The 17,105-nt window shown below is 45.5% G+C and carries 13 protein-coding genes; 7 read left to right on the plus strand and 6 right to left on the minus strand.

Features of this window, described 5'->3' with window-relative positions; translation table 11 throughout:
- Positions 1–63 precede the first annotated feature (63 nt).
- From KFE26_RS10285 to KFE26_RS10305, 5 genes are all read left to right on the plus strand, one after another.
- Positions 64–2,868, plus strand: coding sequence for an FAD-binding and (Fe-S)-binding domain-containing protein (locus tag KFE26_RS10285; RefSeq protein WP_113941023.1), 2,805 nt, complete (start codon positions 64–66; stop codon positions 2,866–2,868).
- Positions 2,869–3,178: 310 nt separating this feature from the next.
- Positions 3,179–3,922 (plus strand): (Fe-S)-binding protein, encoded by a 744-nt coding sequence (locus KFE26_RS10290; RefSeq protein WP_006085148.1) that lies wholly within the window; start codon positions 3,179–3,181, stop codon positions 3,920–3,922.
- Positions 3,923–3,932: 10 nt separating this feature from the next.
- Positions 3,933–5,327 (plus strand): lactate utilization protein B, encoded by a 1,395-nt coding sequence (locus tag KFE26_RS10295; RefSeq protein WP_212600338.1) that lies wholly within the window; start codon positions 3,933–3,935, stop codon positions 5,325–5,327.
- Position 5,328: 1 nt separating this feature from the next.
- Positions 5,329–5,898, plus strand: a complete 570-nt coding sequence (locus KFE26_RS10300; protein ID WP_028760696.1) for a lactate utilization protein C — start codon at positions 5,329–5,331, stop codon at positions 5,896–5,898.
- A 633-nt stretch (positions 5,899–6,531) separates the two neighbouring features.
- Positions 6,532–7,710, plus strand: a complete 1,179-nt coding sequence (locus KFE26_RS10305) for an AAA family ATPase (protein ID WP_212600339.1) — start codon at positions 6,532–6,534, stop codon at positions 7,708–7,710.
- 11 nt (positions 7,711–7,721) lie between these two features.
- Here KFE26_RS10305 and KFE26_RS10310 read toward each other — a convergent pair whose 3' ends face one another.
- The 4 genes from KFE26_RS10310 to KFE26_RS10325 all read right to left on the minus strand — a co-directional run bounded on the left by KFE26_RS10310 (position 7,722) and on the right by KFE26_RS10325 (position 12,029).
- The gene (locus KFE26_RS10310; protein ID WP_249195660.1) at positions 7,722–8,072 is read right to left on the minus strand and encodes a hypothetical protein; all 351 of its coding nucleotides are present in this window, start codon (positions 8,070–8,072) and stop codon (positions 7,722–7,724) included.
- A gap of 112 nt (positions 8,073–8,184) precedes the next feature.
- Positions 8,185–8,652 carry a DUF6386 family protein gene (locus KFE26_RS10315; RefSeq protein ID WP_249195662.1) on the minus strand — a complete coding sequence of 156 codons (468 nt, stop codon included), beginning with the start codon at positions 8,650–8,652 and terminating at the stop codon, positions 8,185–8,187.
- Between the two features lie 121 nt (positions 8,653–8,773).
- Positions 8,774–10,285 (minus strand): hypothetical protein, encoded by a 1,512-nt coding sequence (locus KFE26_RS10320; RefSeq protein WP_212600342.1) that lies wholly within the window; start codon positions 10,283–10,285, stop codon positions 8,774–8,776.
- Positions 10,286–10,673: 388 nt separating this feature from the next.
- Positions 10,674–12,029 carry an MATE family efflux transporter gene (locus tag KFE26_RS10325; protein WP_028760699.1) on the minus strand — a complete coding sequence of 452 codons (1,356 nt, stop codon included), beginning with the start codon at positions 12,027–12,029 and terminating at the stop codon, positions 10,674–10,676.
- Positions 12,030–12,429: 400 nt separating this feature from the next.
- Between KFE26_RS10325 and KFE26_RS10330 the strand changes: the two genes are divergently transcribed.
- Positions 12,430–13,971: an MFS transporter gene (locus KFE26_RS10330; protein WP_212600343.1), complete on the plus strand. Its 1,542-nt coding sequence runs from the start codon at positions 12,430–12,432 to the stop codon at positions 13,969–13,971.
- Positions 13,972–14,070: 99 nt separating this feature from the next.
- Here KFE26_RS10330 and KFE26_RS10335 read toward each other — a convergent pair whose 3' ends face one another.
- Positions 14,071–14,595 (minus strand): DUF3087 domain-containing protein, encoded by a 525-nt coding sequence (locus KFE26_RS10335; protein ID WP_212600344.1) that lies wholly within the window; start codon positions 14,593–14,595, stop codon positions 14,071–14,073.
- Positions 14,596–14,979: 384 nt separating this feature from the next.
- Here KFE26_RS10335 and KFE26_RS10340 point away from each other — a divergent pair, with 384 nt between their 5' ends.
- A complete protein-coding gene (locus KFE26_RS10340; protein ID WP_212600345.1) occupies positions 14,980–15,741 on the plus strand; it encodes an ABC transporter substrate-binding protein in 762 nt (253 codons plus the stop codon).
- A gap of 79 nt (positions 15,742–15,820) precedes the next feature.
- Here KFE26_RS10340 and KFE26_RS10345 read toward each other — a convergent pair whose 3' ends face one another.
- Positions 15,821–16,927 carry a GTP-binding protein gene (locus KFE26_RS10345; protein ID WP_212600346.1) on the minus strand — a complete coding sequence of 369 codons (1,107 nt, stop codon included), beginning with the start codon at positions 16,925–16,927 and terminating at the stop codon, positions 15,821–15,823.
- Between the last annotated feature and the right edge of the window lie 178 nt (positions 16,928–17,105).

Here is a 17,105-nt window from a genome sequence, read left to right on the forward strand (position 1 = left end):
TTGAATGCCCGAAGTCACTCCCAGTGACTTCGGCTTTAATCTATTAATAAAGAGAGTGATGCTATGTCGATTAACTATAAACTGGTCATCGATGATCTAAGAACGCAATTAGGTGATCATCCCGTGACGGATGATCCCGTTCGCCGTTTTGCCTGGTCCACCGATGCAAGCTACTTCAGGATAGTCCCAGAAGTGGTTGTCCATGCAGAAACCCTAGAACAGGTAAAGCTCACATTAGCCGTTGCCCGTAAGCATGATGCACCAGTCACGTTTAGGGCCGCTGGAACCAGTTTATCTGGCCAAGCTATCGGTGAAGGTATTTTGTTGATCCTTGGCCATGATGGTTTTAGAAAGATTGAAGTCAGTAGCGATGCCAAACAGATCACCTTAGGTGCTGCTGTCATTGGTTCCGACGCTAACGCCGTACTCGCGCCGCTTAACCGCAAAATTGGTCCCGATCCCGCCACCATAGGCTCCGCCAAAATTGGTGGTATTGTGGCAAACAATGCTTCGGGAATGTGCTGTGGTACTGCGCAAAACAGTTACCAAACTATCGCTTCCGCGAAACTTCTTTTTGCAGATGGTACTGAACTAGATACAGGCTGTGAAAAATCAAAAGCTGCCTTTGTTAAATCCCATGGAAAAATACTGGATGCGCTGACAGAACTGTCGCACATGACTCGCCATAACACAGTGTTAGCGGACAGAATTCGTAAAAAGTATTCCATTAAAAATACCACCGGCTACGGCATCAATTCGTTACTCGATTTTACCGACCCATTTGACATCATCAACCACTTAATGGTGGGGATGGAAGGCACCTTAGCCTTTATTAATGAAGTCACTTATCACACAGTGAATGAAGCTAAATTTAAAGCCTCTGCTATGGCCGTATTCCATAATATGGAAGATGCCGCACGAGCCATACCACTGATAAACGGTGAAAGCGTTTCTGCTGCTGAACTCCTTGATTGGCCATCAATCAAAGCAGTAACGGGCAAGCCAGGCATGCCAGATTGGTTATCAGAATTACCGGCCCTATCCGCAATTCTACTGATAGAATCCCGTGCTGATGACGACAAAACCTTAGAAAATTATACTCAAGATGTCACCGCGAAACTCGCCGGTTTTGACTTTATCCGCCCAATGGAATTTAGTACTAATCCAGCGGTTTATGACAAATACTGGGCAATGCGCAAAGGCTTGTTCCCGATTGTAGGTGGTGAGCGTCCAAAGGGAACCTCAGTTATCATCGAAGACGTGGCCTTTGAACTAGAGCACCTTGCTGCTGCGGCGCACGATATCACTGAGCTTTTCCATAAACATGGTTACCCTGAAGGCTGTATTTATGGCCATGCTCTTGCGGGGAACTTCCACTTTATCATTACCCCCACCTTCTCGACTCAAGCCGATATCGATCGTTTCCATGCCTTTATGGATGATATTGCCGACATGGTGATTAACAAGTACGACGGCTCAATGAAAGCCGAGCATGGTACTGGCCGTGCTGTCGCGCCGTTCGTCGAAAAAGAATGGGGACAAGATGCTTACACTTTGATGAAGAGCATCAAACAAGTATTTGATCCACAGGGTATTCTAAACCCAGGCGTTATTCTTAACGACGATAGCAATGTCCACGTTAAAAACATCAAGCCCTGCCCTGTGGTCGATGATTTTGTTGATAAGTGTATCGAATGTGGTTTCTGTGAAAAAACCTGCCCAACATCGGCACTCAACTTCTCACCTCGTCAGCGTATTGCGACTCTGCGTGAAATCGAACGTTTAGAACAATCCGGTGATAAAGCCGCCGCAGCAGAAATGCGCGCCGCCGCTAAATACGATGTAGTTGATACCTGTGCCGCCTGCCAGCTTTGTACTATTGCTTGCCCAGTGGATAACAGCATGGGCCAACTGGTGCGTAAACTGCGCACGCCGTACATCAGCACTACTGAACAAAAAGTCTTAGATTTCCAAGCCAAACACTTTGGCGCAGTTAACCAGGTTATCAGTTCAGGTTTTGACATGCTTGGCGTGATCCACAAGATCACTGGCGATAACATTACCAGTGCCCTAATGAAAACCGGCCGTTTGATTTCAAAAGAAGTGCCTTATTGGAACCCCGATTTCCCGAAAGGCGGCAAATTGCCAAAACCATCCCCCGCTAAAGTTGGCCAAGAAACAGTGGTTTACTTCCCAGCCTGCGGCGGCAGAACCTTTGGTCCGACGCCAAAAGATCCCGATAACCGCACTTTGCCAGAGGTGGTCGTCACGCTGCTGGAACGTGCTGGCTATAACGTCATCACGCCAGAAAAAACCCGCGATTTATGTTGCGGCCAGATGTGGGAATCTAAGGGCGACTTTAAAAACGCCGATGCCAAACGCCAAGAACTTATCGATGCAGTGAGCAAGATGACCAATGGTGGCAAGCTGCCAGTGATCGTCGATGCCTTGTCTTGCACCTACCGCACTTTGTCAGGTAATCCAAAAGTACAAATTATCGACTTAGTTGAGTTTATGCACGACAAGCTACTGACTAAACTCAACATCAGCAAAAAAGTCAATGTGGCACTGCACTTAGGTTGTAGCGCACGCAAGATGAAACTTGAACCTAAGATGCAAGCAATCGCCGATGCCTGCTCTGCACAAGTGCTCAAACCTGCGGGAATTGACTGCTGCGGTTACGCGGGTGAAAAAGGCTTGTATAAGCCTGAAATCAACGCCAGCGCACTGCGTAATATCAAAAAACTCATTCCTGTCGAGATTAAGGAAGGCTATTACGCCAACCGTATGTGCGAAGTCGGTTTGACCCAACACAGCGGCATTTCCTACCGCCACTTAGCTTATCTGCTCGAAGAGTGCAGCCGCTAATCTGGTATAACAGTAGTAAACAACGGGGCTATTTTTAGCCCCGTTTGTTTATATAAGCGAACTATTCTCATTTATTTGTCATTAAGTATTTTTTGAGAATTTAAAACCTGAATAAATACATTTTAAAACCAATGTAATCATCAAGTTAAAATATTCTCATTTTTGAAAAAATCTACAAGCTCATTTACTAAATTAGGGCTACTTATTCCGCTAAGATAGGCCTATATTTGATCAACTACCTTAGCATTAGTGTGGATATTGGGTCACACTGCAAGGCAATGTCGTTCACTAACAAGAAAGAGAAAACACAATGAAAATCGCCCTTTTCATCCCGTGTCTAGTCAATCAAATGATGCCAGAGGTCGCGATTGCCACCTTGGAATTATTAGAGAAACTCGGGCACCAAGTGATTCTACCCGCGGGTCAAACATGCTGTGGCCAGCCGATGACAAACTCGGGTTGCTTCGATGCAGCGCGCAGCACCACCCTTAAATTGCTCAACGCCTTTAAAGGAGTGGAATGCGACGCTATTGTTTGCCCTGCCGCCTCTTGTTTAGTGGCCGCCAAAGAAAACTTCCACGAGTTTGATAGCAGCCCAGAAGCACAAGCTGTGATCAACAAACTCTATGAACTCACAGAGTTTTTACACGATATCGCGCCGATCCCCGCCTTTACCAAGCCCTTCGCGCACAAGGTAAGCTTGCAACTGAGTTGCCATGGCATTCGCATGTTAAGCCTTGCCACCCCAAGTGAGCAAATGGGACCAAGATTCAACAAAGTCGAAGCTGTATTGGCCAATATTGCAGGCATAGACATAGTGTACCCAGACCGCCGTGACGAATGCTGCGGCTTTGGTGGCACCTTCGCAGTCGATGAAGGCGCAGTGTCGGCTAAGATGGGGAAAGACAAGGCCCAAGCCCACGCTGCAACGGGTGCTGAATATGTGGTGGGTTTTGATCCCTCATGCCTATTGCACCTCGATGGCATGATCCGCAGACAGCAATTGCCGATTGAAATTCGCCACATAGCGCAAGTGCTAAACGCCGCGCTCTAGGAGACTCACCATGGCTTACAATCATAATCACGGGGCTAATGGCTCCCAAGTCCATGCCCATAAAGCCGATATTTTTTGCCGCGACGAAACCCGTGTCGACTGGCATTCAAAAGCGCTATGGATGCTCAGAGAAAAACGCGACCGCGCCGCGGGTAGCATCCCAGAATGGGAACAACTGCGCCAGCTTGGCTCAGAAATTAAGCTCCACACGCTAACCCATCTTGCTCAATATCTTGAAACCTTTGAACAAAACTGTATCGCCAACGGCATACAAGTCCATTGGGCGAAAGATGGCGCAGAGCACAATCGTATCGTGCATGACATTTTATCCCGCCATAACGTCAAAAAGTTGGTGAAGTCTAAGTCTATGCTGACCGAGGAATGTCACCTCAATCCGTACTTAGAACAACGTGGCATTGAAGTCATAGACACCGACTTAGGTGAGCGGATTATTCAGCTCGCCAAAATGCCACCATCACACATAGTCGTGCCTGCTATCCATATGAAAAAGGAAGAAGTCGGCGAACTCTTCCATGAGAAACTCGGCACTAAAGCAGGGGCAGCCGATCCCTTGTATTTAACCCGCGCCGCCCGTGCCCACCTGCGTGAACAGTTCCTTAGCGCCGATGCCGCGATGACAGGCGTGAACATGGCGATTGCCGATAAAGGCGCCGTGGTGGTCTGCACGAACGAAGGCAACGCCGACATGGGTGCTAACCTGCCTAAGTTGCAGTTGCATTCAATGGGCATCGACAAAGTGGTGCCCGATATCGATAGCGCAGCCGTCTTGCTACGCACACTGGCACGCAACGCCACAGGCCAACCTGTCACGACTTATAGCGCCTTTTACCGTGGCCCACAGCCCGAAGGTGAGATGCACATTATTATCGTCGACAATGGCCGCACTGAGATGCTCAAGGATAAAATCCTCGCAGAATCATTGAAGTGTATTCGTTGTGGTGGTTGCCTCAATACCTGTCCTGTGTATCGTCGCTCCGGCGGTTACAGCTACAACTACACCATTCCTGGCCCAATTGGTATCGCAGTGGGCGCTAAGATTGATGACACGAACTCGATTGCCTGGGCCTGTACCTTGTGTGGCAGCTGTACCTATATCTGCCCAACTAAGGTGCCGCTCGATAAGATTATTTTCCACCACAGACGCCTTAAGGCTGAAGCCGGAAAACTCCCCTATGGCAAAAACAGTTACATGCCATTAGTGGGTAAATTTATGGCAAGCGAAACCATGCTGAACTGCTCTATGAGTGTGGCGAGAACTGCGCTGCGCATTCTACCGGGTAGTCTATTAAAACCCTTTAGCGGTGCATGGGGTAAATACCGTGAACTGCCCGTTGCCCCGAACTCCAGCTTTGAAGCTTGGTTTAAGAAACACAGGAGCCTATAAGATGTCTAGTAAACTTGAAATTCTCAATGCGCTCAAACTGTCGGCCTTAACAAATCATCCTATGCCAAGCATAGATGTGACGCCAAGAGTCGAAAATCTCGTCGGCCAGTTCGAGACCAACCTCAATACTGTCGCGGGTACGCTGCATAAAGAAGGTGGCATCAAAGCCCTGCAAGCCAAAGTCGATGAACTTATCGCCCAAGGGTTACAGGTCATCTCCCTTGTAGAGGGTGTCACGGCAAACCGTGAAATGCCACCCACTGCCCACGAGCTCAAAAACATAGATTATGCAGTGATCCCAGGTGACATTGGCGTTGCCGAAAACGGTGCCATTTGGGTTAACAATAAGAATCTAGGCCACAGAGTGACACCTTTTATCTGTGAAAACCTGATCTTAGCCCTGCCAACGAATAAGATTGTGCCGACCCTACATCAGGCAGCCAAAGAAATCACGTTAGCCTCAGGTGAGTTCGGGGTGTTTATCGCGGGTCCATCAAAAACCGCCGATATCGAACAAGCCCTTGTCGTCGGCGCCCACGGCGCCTGCAGCTTGAACGTGTATTTGCTCTAATGCCTCGAGATTTAATGTAACCAAGAAAATTCAAGGGTTATGGAATAATCGAAACACAAAAGCCGCCTTCATTAGCGGCTTTCTTATTGAGACTTCGCTGAATGATATTTGATTTGTAGGCTGATAAACCACTAACACAGCTTACTAATTAACGTTTATTGACAAGCAGTTTACAGGCTTGCCATGGCATTCACTCGCCGACTCGGTGAATAGAAACCTAGGGCTTTAAGCTTATAAACGAGAGCCATGGTCGTTCTCATGCATCCCTGCATTGCACGACATTCAGGCGTCCTGCCTATCAGATGGCGAACTGGCAGTTAAACGCGGATGTTGTTCAAGTCAATCCGTGGATGCAGGGTCGCCCCGTCCTGCTCTTTGATGAACGGCGCCATCTCTGATATTTATCTGTGTACGTTAGTGACGCTTAAATATAAAACCAAAATTAAGATGTTGATTTACACTGTGATATTACTACGTTCTAAGGCAGTCGTTAGTGATAAGCAGGGGATCTTTATCAAGTCGCTTTAACCACGTGCGATAGCGCACATACTGAGGATACCTTGGTAGTATCCTCGACTCGGTTGATAGTATTCTCGATTATGTCCATGAGGCATTTATAGTAAAGGTGAGTAAATGAACGAGGTATTACTACAAATAAAGGCGCTCACCAATGGTGATCCTTTGTTGACGGCTGTCATTGTTGGAGTATTAACATTAACGTTAATTGGACTCGTAGGCTACATGCTAAAAGATGTCCCCGCGAAGCTGTTAAGTTGGCTCAGTAGTCTGCTGTTTGTGCGGCTCACTATAGACGATAGCCATCAGGCGCGCACAGAGGTATTCAATAAACTGTCCTTTTTGATCAGTAATACTACTATTCCGTTTTTTTCACGCTCTATCTCTGAGGCTGTGTACTATGACTATAGTGTGAGTTACGACGGGCGTGTCAGTGTTAAGTCTATCGGCTACGGTATGCACCTGTTCAAATACGGTGGTTGTTTCATGTTGGCTACCCGATCTAAGGTCGATAGTACGATGGCATACGATACTATTACTGTAAGTGCACCATGGTGGGCAAAAGATAAACTATATAGTTTTTTAGAAGATACTCGTGGAGACATCTCTACAGAGCCGAAAGTTAATATTTTCGAAGAAACCGAATGGTGTCGCTATGGCACATTGAAATCATCGGGTTTTAGTGAATTAGTGCTAGATGAAGGGTTTAAGCAGAAGTTGATGGGGGAAGTTGATAACTTCGCAAGTAGAGGGAAGTCGGTTGTAAGTAAGCTAACCATACTGTTACATGGAAAAACGGGTACTGGTAAGACGGGTATAGCGAGAGCCTTAGCTGTTGAGTATCATCGCGATCTATACATATTGAATCTATCTACTGTAAATGATGCCACTATTCATAAGGCGATTAGAAAGGTACCGCCCGGAGCTATGTTGTTAATAGAGGACTGTGACTGTGTAAAGGCTACGGTATCACGTACTGCTGAAAGTAATGCAGATAACCCACCACTCACTTTAGGTGGCGTTCTAAACGCGTTAGACGGAATCATTCCTCTTGATGACTGCCTTGTAATAATGACCACAAATCATCCTGATAATCTTGACCCAGCGTTGATACGTAAAGGTCGTGTAGATGTCAGTATTGAAGTACCACTTATCAGTGCAAAACAAGTTAATGAAGACTACTTTGAACGTTTTGGCGCAGTTCTTAATAGAACTGAGCCATTGTTAGGTTGTGAAGTCTATGAACTCCATCGCAGAGCGAACTTAAGATATGGTGTGTGTTGTAAGCCAGTGTAGATGCTCTGGATTCAACAAACCATGAGGTCATGATAGCCATGAATAACAATAAACTGATCGTCTTCAATTAGTGGTAACTGGCCGAGTTGCTGTAATCTGATTTTTAATTCAGCAAGCAGAAATACATTGTCATCCGCCAAACCGGCGGGAAAAACGGTTTTCGCAATTCTAATCGCGTTAATGGATTTATAGCGAATACGCCTTTGCACAAAAAGACAATCAGTAGCCATGATCTCGGATAACACTTGATTTGAGGCTTCATAATCGAGAGGAAAGTCCTCTTCACCGACCAACTGTAGTTGCAAATACACAGGACGAGAAGCTAACAGCGTCATACATTCGCGCCATTTGGTATTATTCATCATAGAACTCATAATGTTAAATTGCTTTTTTACCCCTGATGATTAACAAGTTACCTTTGGTGTTTAACAGCCCGTATAGGGATTAAAAATGATAGCGAATAAAGTAAGCCGCTTAAAGTAATGGACTAGACGTAAACTCGTTTAGTACATCTTCTGAGGTTGACTCATATTCAACCACCAGTTTATGGGGTGTAAGCCGATACACTCTCACCTCAATATTCCCTCGCACAGCATAAATTAAAGCGCCGCCATAGGTTGTTTCAGGCCCAAGATCTCCTGCTGGAACTTGCTCGGCGGCGCCAATATACAGGCACCCTGACAATACTGTTAAGTTTGCAGAGAGATAATTCGAATTGAGCCCAGCCTCACCTAGCTTGCGGAAAATGTCAACCTCATAACAACCATCGGCACCAAGTCCTACGAATAGCACATGACCTTGATTGATTTCCAAAATTTCGTCACTCGGCACAGACCACCAATCAGCCGTATCTTCACAGCGATGAGTTAATGCCGCGGGATCAAATATCGCCATTGTGGCAGTATCTGTGTCAAACCGAGTTGTTGTATAGGGTTTACTCATCATCCTTGCCCACTAACAGAAATGATTCTGACTACCTGTTTTATCCTTGATAACTCCAAACCTAAAATAGAAAAATCGCCATAATTTTAGGCCGTTACTACCACTTACTTACAACAATCCTTTACATAAAGGCTTTAGTGAACGCTTCCTTCGACTGGCGAATGTAGTTACGGGCGCTTTTGGCGTGCTGCTCCCACACGGCGCGATCGCTAGGATCGGTAAAGGGGTTTTGCTCGGCGGCAATTGAGCGCTCAAATTTGTCGTAGAAGGTCAGCATGGCCGAAGTGATCTGATTAAAACGTTCCTTGAACTCTTGAAATTCATCAATCTTCTCAGTGGTTTTAATCATGTACTGCACTAACTCTGCATTGCTGTTCGAAGCCAATAGCGCCTCAGCTTTAGCACTGATATTGGCACTCGCCTCAACAATCACCAGCGCGCGTGCCTGCTCGTCTTTACTCATCACTCGGCTGTAATTTTCAGGTGTGCGGGCAATACTGGCATGCTGTAAGTAACTGCGCAGATGCTTATCGAGATCCTTACGGAAATTATCTAAGTTCTTCTGCATACTGACTAAATCATTGTCGAGTGCAGTGACTTGTTGTAGTTCTTTTTCGATTTCAGACATAAACCGTTCGGCCTGCTGATAAATTTTCAGGCCATTTTCTTCAGCAAACTTTTTATCACTACGGCTTAAGTCACTGTTGTCATAATTAGAGCGATCAAAAGTCGCTGCTAAGAATGACTTAAAGGGTTCGGCAAAAGCGGAATACGCACCGGCACTGACCACGTTTAAGGTGGCAGTAGCCAAGTCACCAAAGGGTTTCACCATAGAGCCTAAACGCGCCTGTTGGAGAGGCGATGCCACACGTTTAGCGTCAGTTAAAACCGACCTAAAGGTGTTATATCCCATAGGATTAGACATTTTATTGCGCTCAGACGTCGCCAACACAAAGGTGATACTTGAATAAATAGCATTCGAGTACTCGAGGTATTGTCTTTGGCTCTCGAGCTGGGCGGCATAATTTTTACCTAAAGTACGAAATGACTCAGACTGCACTTCGTAATTCTTATCAGCTTTCAGCTTATCTAAAATCCCGCCGATAATTTTCTGCTCATTTTTTTGCAGGGCCATATCAAGGCGAATTTTACCTAAGCTCAAATCGTCCAAACTGATAGGGCCATTAATGGCCTCAATATCAAGACGGATATATTGGCGACTCGGATCATCAATAGACACTCGGTGTGCTAAATATTCGTTAGCCCCAGGGGTGATATCGATTAAAGCAACATGCTGCCACTGGGCATCGAGCTTTAATACCGGAGAGGTCAATACATTGATTCGATATTGGGTTTGAGTATTCTGGGTTTTGACCCAAAACTCTAATAGACCCGCTTCAGAAATAGGGTACTTACTGACGATACTGCTATTGCCTTCGACGCAAAGCAGCGCACTTTCACCTGTGTGAGGTTCAGCGCCTTCAAATTGACAACCCATGATCCACGACCAAGGTTGAGATAAACGATTGCCTTCGAAGTCGCTGGCAAACACTAACTCATTCTCTTTGGCACTGGCATTAACTGTCGTTAACACGCCAAGCAACAGCATAGAAATGACTGCAGTGGTGCGCATAAGGGCCTCATAAAACATAAATTACTAAAATCAACGAGCGAGTCATTCGGCTCAATACCCAGTCATATCAACGATCAATCGACCCAAAAGCCTAAGCGAACTCAGTCTATTAATTGAGGACTATAGCCTCGACTTAAGAGCACGCTTGGATAAGTCATTTTTGATTGCAGATTAAACCAGCGAAATGTACCAGAGGCCATCATCCCACGCTAGCCCTAAGTCATGTTTAACGACGAAAGATATGTGGGCAATTACAATCGGGGCCACTAATCGCCCCAATTGTAAAATTTACGTAAAACTAAACACTTATGCCCAAGCTAAAGGTTACTTGTCTCGCCCCTTGTCTTGTCAATAAATCAGGCGAAACCAATACAACCCAAAGCAAGGATTAATGCAAACGTGCCTCGACTCGCTTCATGGCGTAAAACATCCATATCGTCAAGATAGTGCTACAGGTCGCGAGCGACACCCACACACCAATCACGCCGAACGCCCATGCAAAGCAGTAGATGATCGCAGCGATAAGAATAAGCTTAGCGCCCGTCAGCATAGAAGCTTGTTTCGAACAGTTAATCGCTTGGAAGAAACTCGCACCGACTAAGATTAAGCCTTCCATAGGCAAACCCCAAAAATACCAGCGCATACCTTCAATCGCCACTGGTGTTAAATTCGGATTATCACCGGCAAACAAATACACTAACCATTCAGGGCGAGAATAAATCAGCGCTAAACCTAAAGCTGCGGTGAGTAACGTCATACCAAAAGCAATATTGCGCGCTTGTTTAACCCTGTCAAAACGCCCAGCTCCCGCGTTAAAGCTATAAATGGGTTGAGTACCAAGCGCAATGCCCTCAAAAATCAGATAGAAAAACGCTTCTGTGTAACTCACCACACCATAGGCGGCCACATGTAATGGACCGCCAACCCACAAAAAAGCCGTATTATGCAGGGTTAACACTATCGACAAATACAGATTCATCAAAAAGCTGGGGAAACCTACGCGGGCTATATTAAGGCAATTATCGAGCTTGAGCTTCATCTGCTCAAAAGTGATTTTAAGCTGAGTGCGCGGACTGAAAAAATGCTGTAAACACAAAAGCCCCGTTACCGCCTGCGACAACATAGTCGCAATCGCTGCACCTGCTAAACCAAAGGGGAAAACCACAATAAACAGCCAGTCTAAGAAAGTGTTTAATACACCACCCAAAATCAGCACCCAAGTCACCATGGATGGCCTGCCATCATTACGCAGCAGTGTGGTGAAGGTCATTGAAATTATGGGAAAATGACACAGTGCAAAATACCAGAATAAGTATTCATTAGCATTTTCGAGCATCTCCCCTTGCGCCCCGAGGGCGACCAAAATATCTCGCGAGAATATCCCGCCAACAAGGGCAAAAAAGCATCCGGTTAATAAACATAACGTAAAGGCATTACCCAGTAGTTTACGGGCCTTGACTACATTACCTTGGCCAAGATTGATTGACACTAATGCCGCGCTACCCATACCTATCATGGCGCCAATAGCGTATAAAATCGCGCCCACAGGGTAAGCTAGCATCATCCCCGCCAGCCCTGTTTCACCTAAATAGTGGCCAACAAAGATGCCATCAATTGTCACATATACGCCCGTGACCAACATAGAGGCTATGGTGGGTATGGTATAGCGCCAAAAAAGCTTCGCAATCGGCTCCTCGAGCAAGCTCATATCCGCAGGAGCATGATTAGATGTTGTTGCTGTCATTAGCGTTTCTCACAAAAAGGGGGGCTAGAGTCGTATCTATCTAGAAAAATGATCGGGTGAACAAAAATGCGACAATGGATTGTACCTAAAAATAGCGAGAACTCAAAGCATGTTCATTGTGAATAATTAACAATAAAGATTAATCATCACAATGACTTAAGAAGAAACAGTCCAATTTCAGCCAAATGACAAACTCAGTACAGTTCAATAACAGATGTGGGTTAATTCATCATTTTCTGCTACTTTTTTGGTGTTTAAGGCCGAATTAGATAAAGTATCCGTTCAAGCAAGCCCATTATCGTATTTAAACAAGATGAAATCATTAACTTCATAAATTTAAGTTTTTGATAATTAATGGGTTAAACAGAAATAAATTCAATAACAATAATAAGGGAAGGACATGAGTCAGAATAGTCCAAATGCAGGCAACGATCTGCGAGAAGTCAAACAGCTCGGCATGTGGGCCTCCATTACTAGCTTAGGTTATGTGTTTTGGTTAGTTGGTGGTATGGAGTTAGTCGAGCGTATCGCCTACTACGGTGTTAAAGCCAGTGCTGGACTGTACGCTAAAGCGCCAGAGTCTGCGGGCGGCCTTGGGATCAGCCTAAGTGACTACGGCATTATTATTTCCCTCTGGGCGATCATGCAAACCTTTGTGCCCGTGTTCACCGGTGGCATGTCTGACCGAGTGGGCTACAAAGAAACCATCTTCGGCTCCACCATCATTAAAATCTTTGGCTATCTCGTCATGGCATTCTTCCCCAGCTTTTGGGGCTTCCTTGTCGGTGCATTACTCCTTGCCATAGGCACAGGGATATTTAAACCGGGCATTCAAGGCACCTTAGTGCTGTCCACTAATCGCAATAACACTTCAATGGCTTGGGGCATTTTTTACCAAGTTGTAAACATTGGGGGTTTCCTCGGGCCCTTAGTTGCCGTGCATATGCGCCAATTGTCGTGGGACAATGTATTTTTCGCCTGCGCCGCAATTATCTCACTCAACTTCTTATTCTTACTCACCTATACCGAGCCAGGTAAAGCCGAGCGACTGGAACGCAATAAGCAAATAAAATCGGGTGAAGTCGAACAAGAATCCCTGTGGCGTGATGCTTGGCGCGAGTTGAAAAAGCCGATTGTAATCTACTATATGCTCGTTTTTTCAGGATTTTGGTTCTTGTTCAATGCCCTATTCGATGTGCTGCCTATCCATATTTCCGAATGGGTCGATACCAGCGTAATCGTCACCACCCTCTTTGGCAGCGAAGGCACCAGTAACGGTATTCTACAATTTTGGCTTGGCCTCAATAACGAAGGCACTAAGGTGATGCCCGAAGGCATGCTCAACCTTAATGCGGGCCTGATCATGACCTGCTGTTTTATCGTCGCGGCACTGACGGCTAAATACCGTATTACTACCGCTATGTTTATTGGTTGTTTGCTGAGTATTTTAGCTTTTGTGTTTATCGGTGCTTTCCATGCGGCATGGTTTATCGTATTCGCGATAGCCATGTTCTCCATTGGCGAAATGATGATTAGCCCGAAGAAAAACGAGTTTATGGGTAATATTGCTCCTGAAGGTAAAAAAGCCATGTACTTGGGATTTGTGATGTTGCCCCAAGGGATCGGCTGGGGATTAGAAGGCTACTTTGGCCCTAAACTCTACGAGATTTATGCATCAAAGGAATTGTTTTCGCGGGATTTATTGCTAGAGCGCGGCATGAACAGCACTGAGGTCAGCGCCATTCCCCAAGGTGAAGCCTTTACTACCTTGGTGAGTTACACAGGTGAAAACGCACATGATCTCACCCAACTGCTATACCACAGCCATAACATTGGCATGGCGTGGTACATCATCGCCGCCATAGGGACTATCTCAGCGGTAGGGATTTACATCTATGGTAAGTGGTTACTCACACTACAACGAGCCCAGCAAGCCGCCTAAGTGAAACTCGCTGACCTCATTCTGGGCAAGGACGACAAAGACAAGATAAGGGCTAGATATGGCAAGGTGAGGAGCGATCCTCATCTTGCCTCATCAGTATCAGAAAGATCTTGTCAGCAACTCAGGCGTAAATTGTTCTGGTGACAACAATAAGCCTATGCTTTCGATTTGTGCATTCAAACGATTGAGATCTTGAGTCAGTGCCGGCAAGGTCAGCGTATTGTCATCGAGCTCATACACTTGCCTTAAACTAGTGTAATAAAACAGCAATATAATCAAAGCATTCACATCATTTTGCGCCGCAGCGGCTTTAATCTTTATCAACTTGCGATAGATACGATTATGGAGTTGCTTTAATTGCCACACATAATAAATTTCGCTGAAGAAGGATTTATCCTTCAAGTTGTAAATCACGGCGCTACACAGACCCAGACTGAAAATCACGCCTAAGAGATTCAAATGGAAATTACCTGTAGGCTCACCTGGCACAGGCGTCGCCCCAAACAGCGCAATGAGTCCAGTACCAAAAATCAGCGATAACACGACTAAGCTAACAACTAGAATCACAATGAATAAATTCATATTTTTACGATACAAGGTTTTATCTATTTCCTGCAGCTTCATAACATCCCGCTCAAATAAACCGCCCAGCATTGGCGTATAAATCAATCAATGGCAGAGCATACCGCAATCCCCTTTATTCGGCCTTAACTGATTTAAACGCATAACAAAAATACATTTCTCATTCTCACTTACAAACGATACAAATTGAAACTTTTAGGCGTAACTAAGCAGGCTGAGGGATAGGATGATGTATCGATTGAAGATCAACGGCTTAATGCCCTTACGATTAATCTTCCATTTATTTCAAAACATTAAAATGTTAACGTGCAATCAAATCTGAGTAAAATTTGCTAACCTTAACCCTAGTGAATTGCATAACGATATCGCCGCTTTTACGAGAGACAGTGTTCTAACCTCCCGCATTCAAACCACACAAGGAATGCCATGATACTCAGCAAAGGCTTTGCACAAGTCGTCCTTTTGGCGCTCAGCAGCCTTTGCTTGACTGCACAGGCCAAAGACCTGCTCGCAGTGGGTTCGAGTTTCAGTCAAATTTTCGAACTACAAGCCAATGGAGAATATACAGGCTTAGGTGTCGATATTTTGAATCGCTTCGCCCAGCAGCAAAGTGTGAACATTCACTATCAAATTACCCCATGGCGCCGCGCTATCTCTATGGTTGAACGTGGCCAAGCGGATATTCTTATTGGTCCCTACGATACCCCAGAGCGTAATACCAACTTGGTTTTTGCGGCGAAGGCATTTTACCGCGATGATATGGTGTTTTATGCTCGGGCAGACAATGAAATAGTGTGGAATGGCGACTATGCCAGTATTAAAACGCAACGGATTGGAAAAATGCAGGGCTGGAGTTATGGCACACGGTTTACTGAACAAACTAAATCATTAAATATCAATGAATTTGTCGATATTAAAAGTGGCATAGAACGGCTTTCGCGGGGTGATTTAGATTTACTCGCCACCAATAGTCGCAATACCAATGCAGTGCTCGCCCAAATCAAAATCCCTAAAGCAATTACGCCAATCATGCCGATAATCGATGTCCGAGACGGCTTTATGGCTTTTCCGAAACAAGCTAAATTTGATCCGCTAAGAACTCGTTTTGACAGCTTCTTCGAGGAGATGATCCAAAATGGCACACTCACGACACTCGGCCAAAAATACCGCGTGACCTTGCCTTACTGATCCGGCCTTACTATTCCCACCAAATCTGACCCCTCTTAGCGATGCTCACACCTGTAATAAAGAGTGATGGGGAACTCAGTTAGCTAAGACAAGCAATCAACTGCAGCTCAATCTCGTCCCAATTAACGTCGTCCATGGTAATCATTTCTAGTCTGGAATCTAAGGTGTCATCGAGTTCAACCACAGTAAACTCATGGTCAATCCAGTTAAATCCTGCAATTCCATCAGTAGTGATCATCACGGCCTTTAATCTAAGCAACACTTGCCCAACGTCGAGTGATTGAGCTTGCCGCTGAATAAAATCCATTAATTTATCAAAATCAAATTCTTGGCTCGGTTCAAACACCCAACCGCAGCTAAAACAACCTTCACCTTGATTCTGCTTTCGCACTATACCGCGATCATCAAAATCAAGTGCGACTTCGATTGCACCTTCGGCAAAGAGGCTCAACTCACTCAAGCGAGAACCACCAGCACGAAACAAGCTTGGGGCCGTCGTCGGTAGGCTGCCCAGCTTTAGGCCCGCGCTAGCATGCCCATTTATATTGAGTGACACGCGCCTTGGTTGGTTAAGATAGTCCAGCAAAGCGCTAGGTAAAGACTGTTGATTTGAGTGGCTCACTACAGGAATATCAGTACGTTCAATATGGCTTAAATAAGTCTGCAATTCATAGAGTAACTTAGTATTTTCAGCATCATACAAGTCGGACTTAGTTGCGATGATCACATCGGCCACTTGCAACTGTTGAATAAAATTTGCATGTTCGCGATAGCGAGGATCGTGGATCTTACGTGCGTCCACCAAACATAGGGTGCTACGCAGTGAAATCACATTCTGATAATGGGGCGCACTCAGTACTTTAATGATTTCATTAGGATGCCCAAGCCCAGTCGGTTCTATCAATAAGCGGTCAGGTTTCGCTTTCGCAATCAACTGATTGATTGCCACTTGTGTCGGAACGCCTGCTGCGCAGCACATACAGCCACCCGCAACCTCACGAATTTGTATGCCGTTATCGGAGGAATTAAGTAACCCCGCATCAATGCCGACCTCACCAAATTCATTGACCAGTACTGCCCAAATTTCATCCGCGGGTTTAGTCGCCAGCAATTGCTTAATCAGAGAGGTTTTACCTACACCTAAAAAACCTGTAATGATATTGGTAGGAATCGCTTTGATAATCATAAGGAAACTCGCTCGAATAGAAAGCTTGGCGCTCGAGTGTAGAAGTATTGGCTTCGAAGCTCAACAAAAAGCGCATCGGTGAGGATGCGCTTTTAGAATAGCGACAGGCTATGTAGCAAAATATGCAACTGACTATTCAACAGTCTAATCAACAAACTAGGCAACCGTTAAACGGCTA

It is taken from the genome of Shewanella sp. M16 (assembly GCF_018224605.1).
Lineage (GTDB): Bacteria > Pseudomonadota > Gammaproteobacteria > Enterobacterales > Shewanellaceae > Shewanella > Shewanella oncorhynchi.

Excerpts from the sequence above, each read along its gene's own strand:
- KFE26_RS10315 (WP_249195662.1), bottom strand. The coding sequence starts at position 8,652 with ATGAGTAAACCCTATACAACAACTCGGTTTGACACAGATACTGCCACA.
- KFE26_RS10295 (WP_212600338.1), top strand. The coding sequence starts at position 3,933 with ATGGCTTACAATCATAATCACGGGGCTAATGGCTCCCAAGTCCATGCC.
- KFE26_RS10320 (WP_212600342.1), bottom strand. The coding sequence starts at position 10,285 with ATGCGCACCACTGCAGTCATTTCTATGCTGTTGCTTGGCGTGTTAACG.
- KFE26_RS10300 (WP_028760696.1), top strand. The coding sequence starts at position 5,329 with ATGTCTAGTAAACTTGAAATTCTCAATGCGCTCAAACTGTCGGCCTTA.
- KFE26_RS10290 (WP_006085148.1), top strand. The coding sequence starts at position 3,179 with ATGAAAATCGCCCTTTTCATCCCGTGTCTAGTCAATCAAATGATGCCA.
- KFE26_RS10325 (WP_028760699.1), bottom strand. The coding sequence starts at position 12,029 with ATGACAGCAACAACATCTAATCATGCTCCTGCGGATATGAGCTTGCTC.
- KFE26_RS10305 (WP_212600339.1), top strand. The coding sequence starts at position 6,532 with ATGAACGAGGTATTACTACAAATAAAGGCGCTCACCAATGGTGATCCT.
- KFE26_RS10310 (WP_249195660.1), bottom strand. The coding sequence starts at position 8,072 with ATGAATAATACCAAATGGCGCGAATGTATGACGCTGTTAGCTTCTCGT.
- KFE26_RS10340 (WP_212600345.1), top strand. The coding sequence starts at position 14,980 with ATGATACTCAGCAAAGGCTTTGCACAAGTCGTCCTTTTGGCGCTCAGC.
- KFE26_RS10285 (WP_113941023.1), top strand. The coding sequence starts at position 64 with ATGTCGATTAACTATAAACTGGTCATCGATGATCTAAGAACGCAATTA.
- KFE26_RS10335 (WP_212600344.1), bottom strand. The coding sequence starts at position 14,595 with ATGAAGCTGCAGGAAATAGATAAAACCTTGTATCGTAAAAATATGAAT.
- KFE26_RS10345 (WP_212600346.1), bottom strand. The coding sequence starts at position 16,927 with ATGATTATCAAAGCGATTCCTACCAATATCATTACAGGTTTTTTAGGT.
- KFE26_RS10330 (WP_212600343.1), top strand. The coding sequence starts at position 12,430 with ATGAGTCAGAATAGTCCAAATGCAGGCAACGATCTGCGAGAAGTCAAA.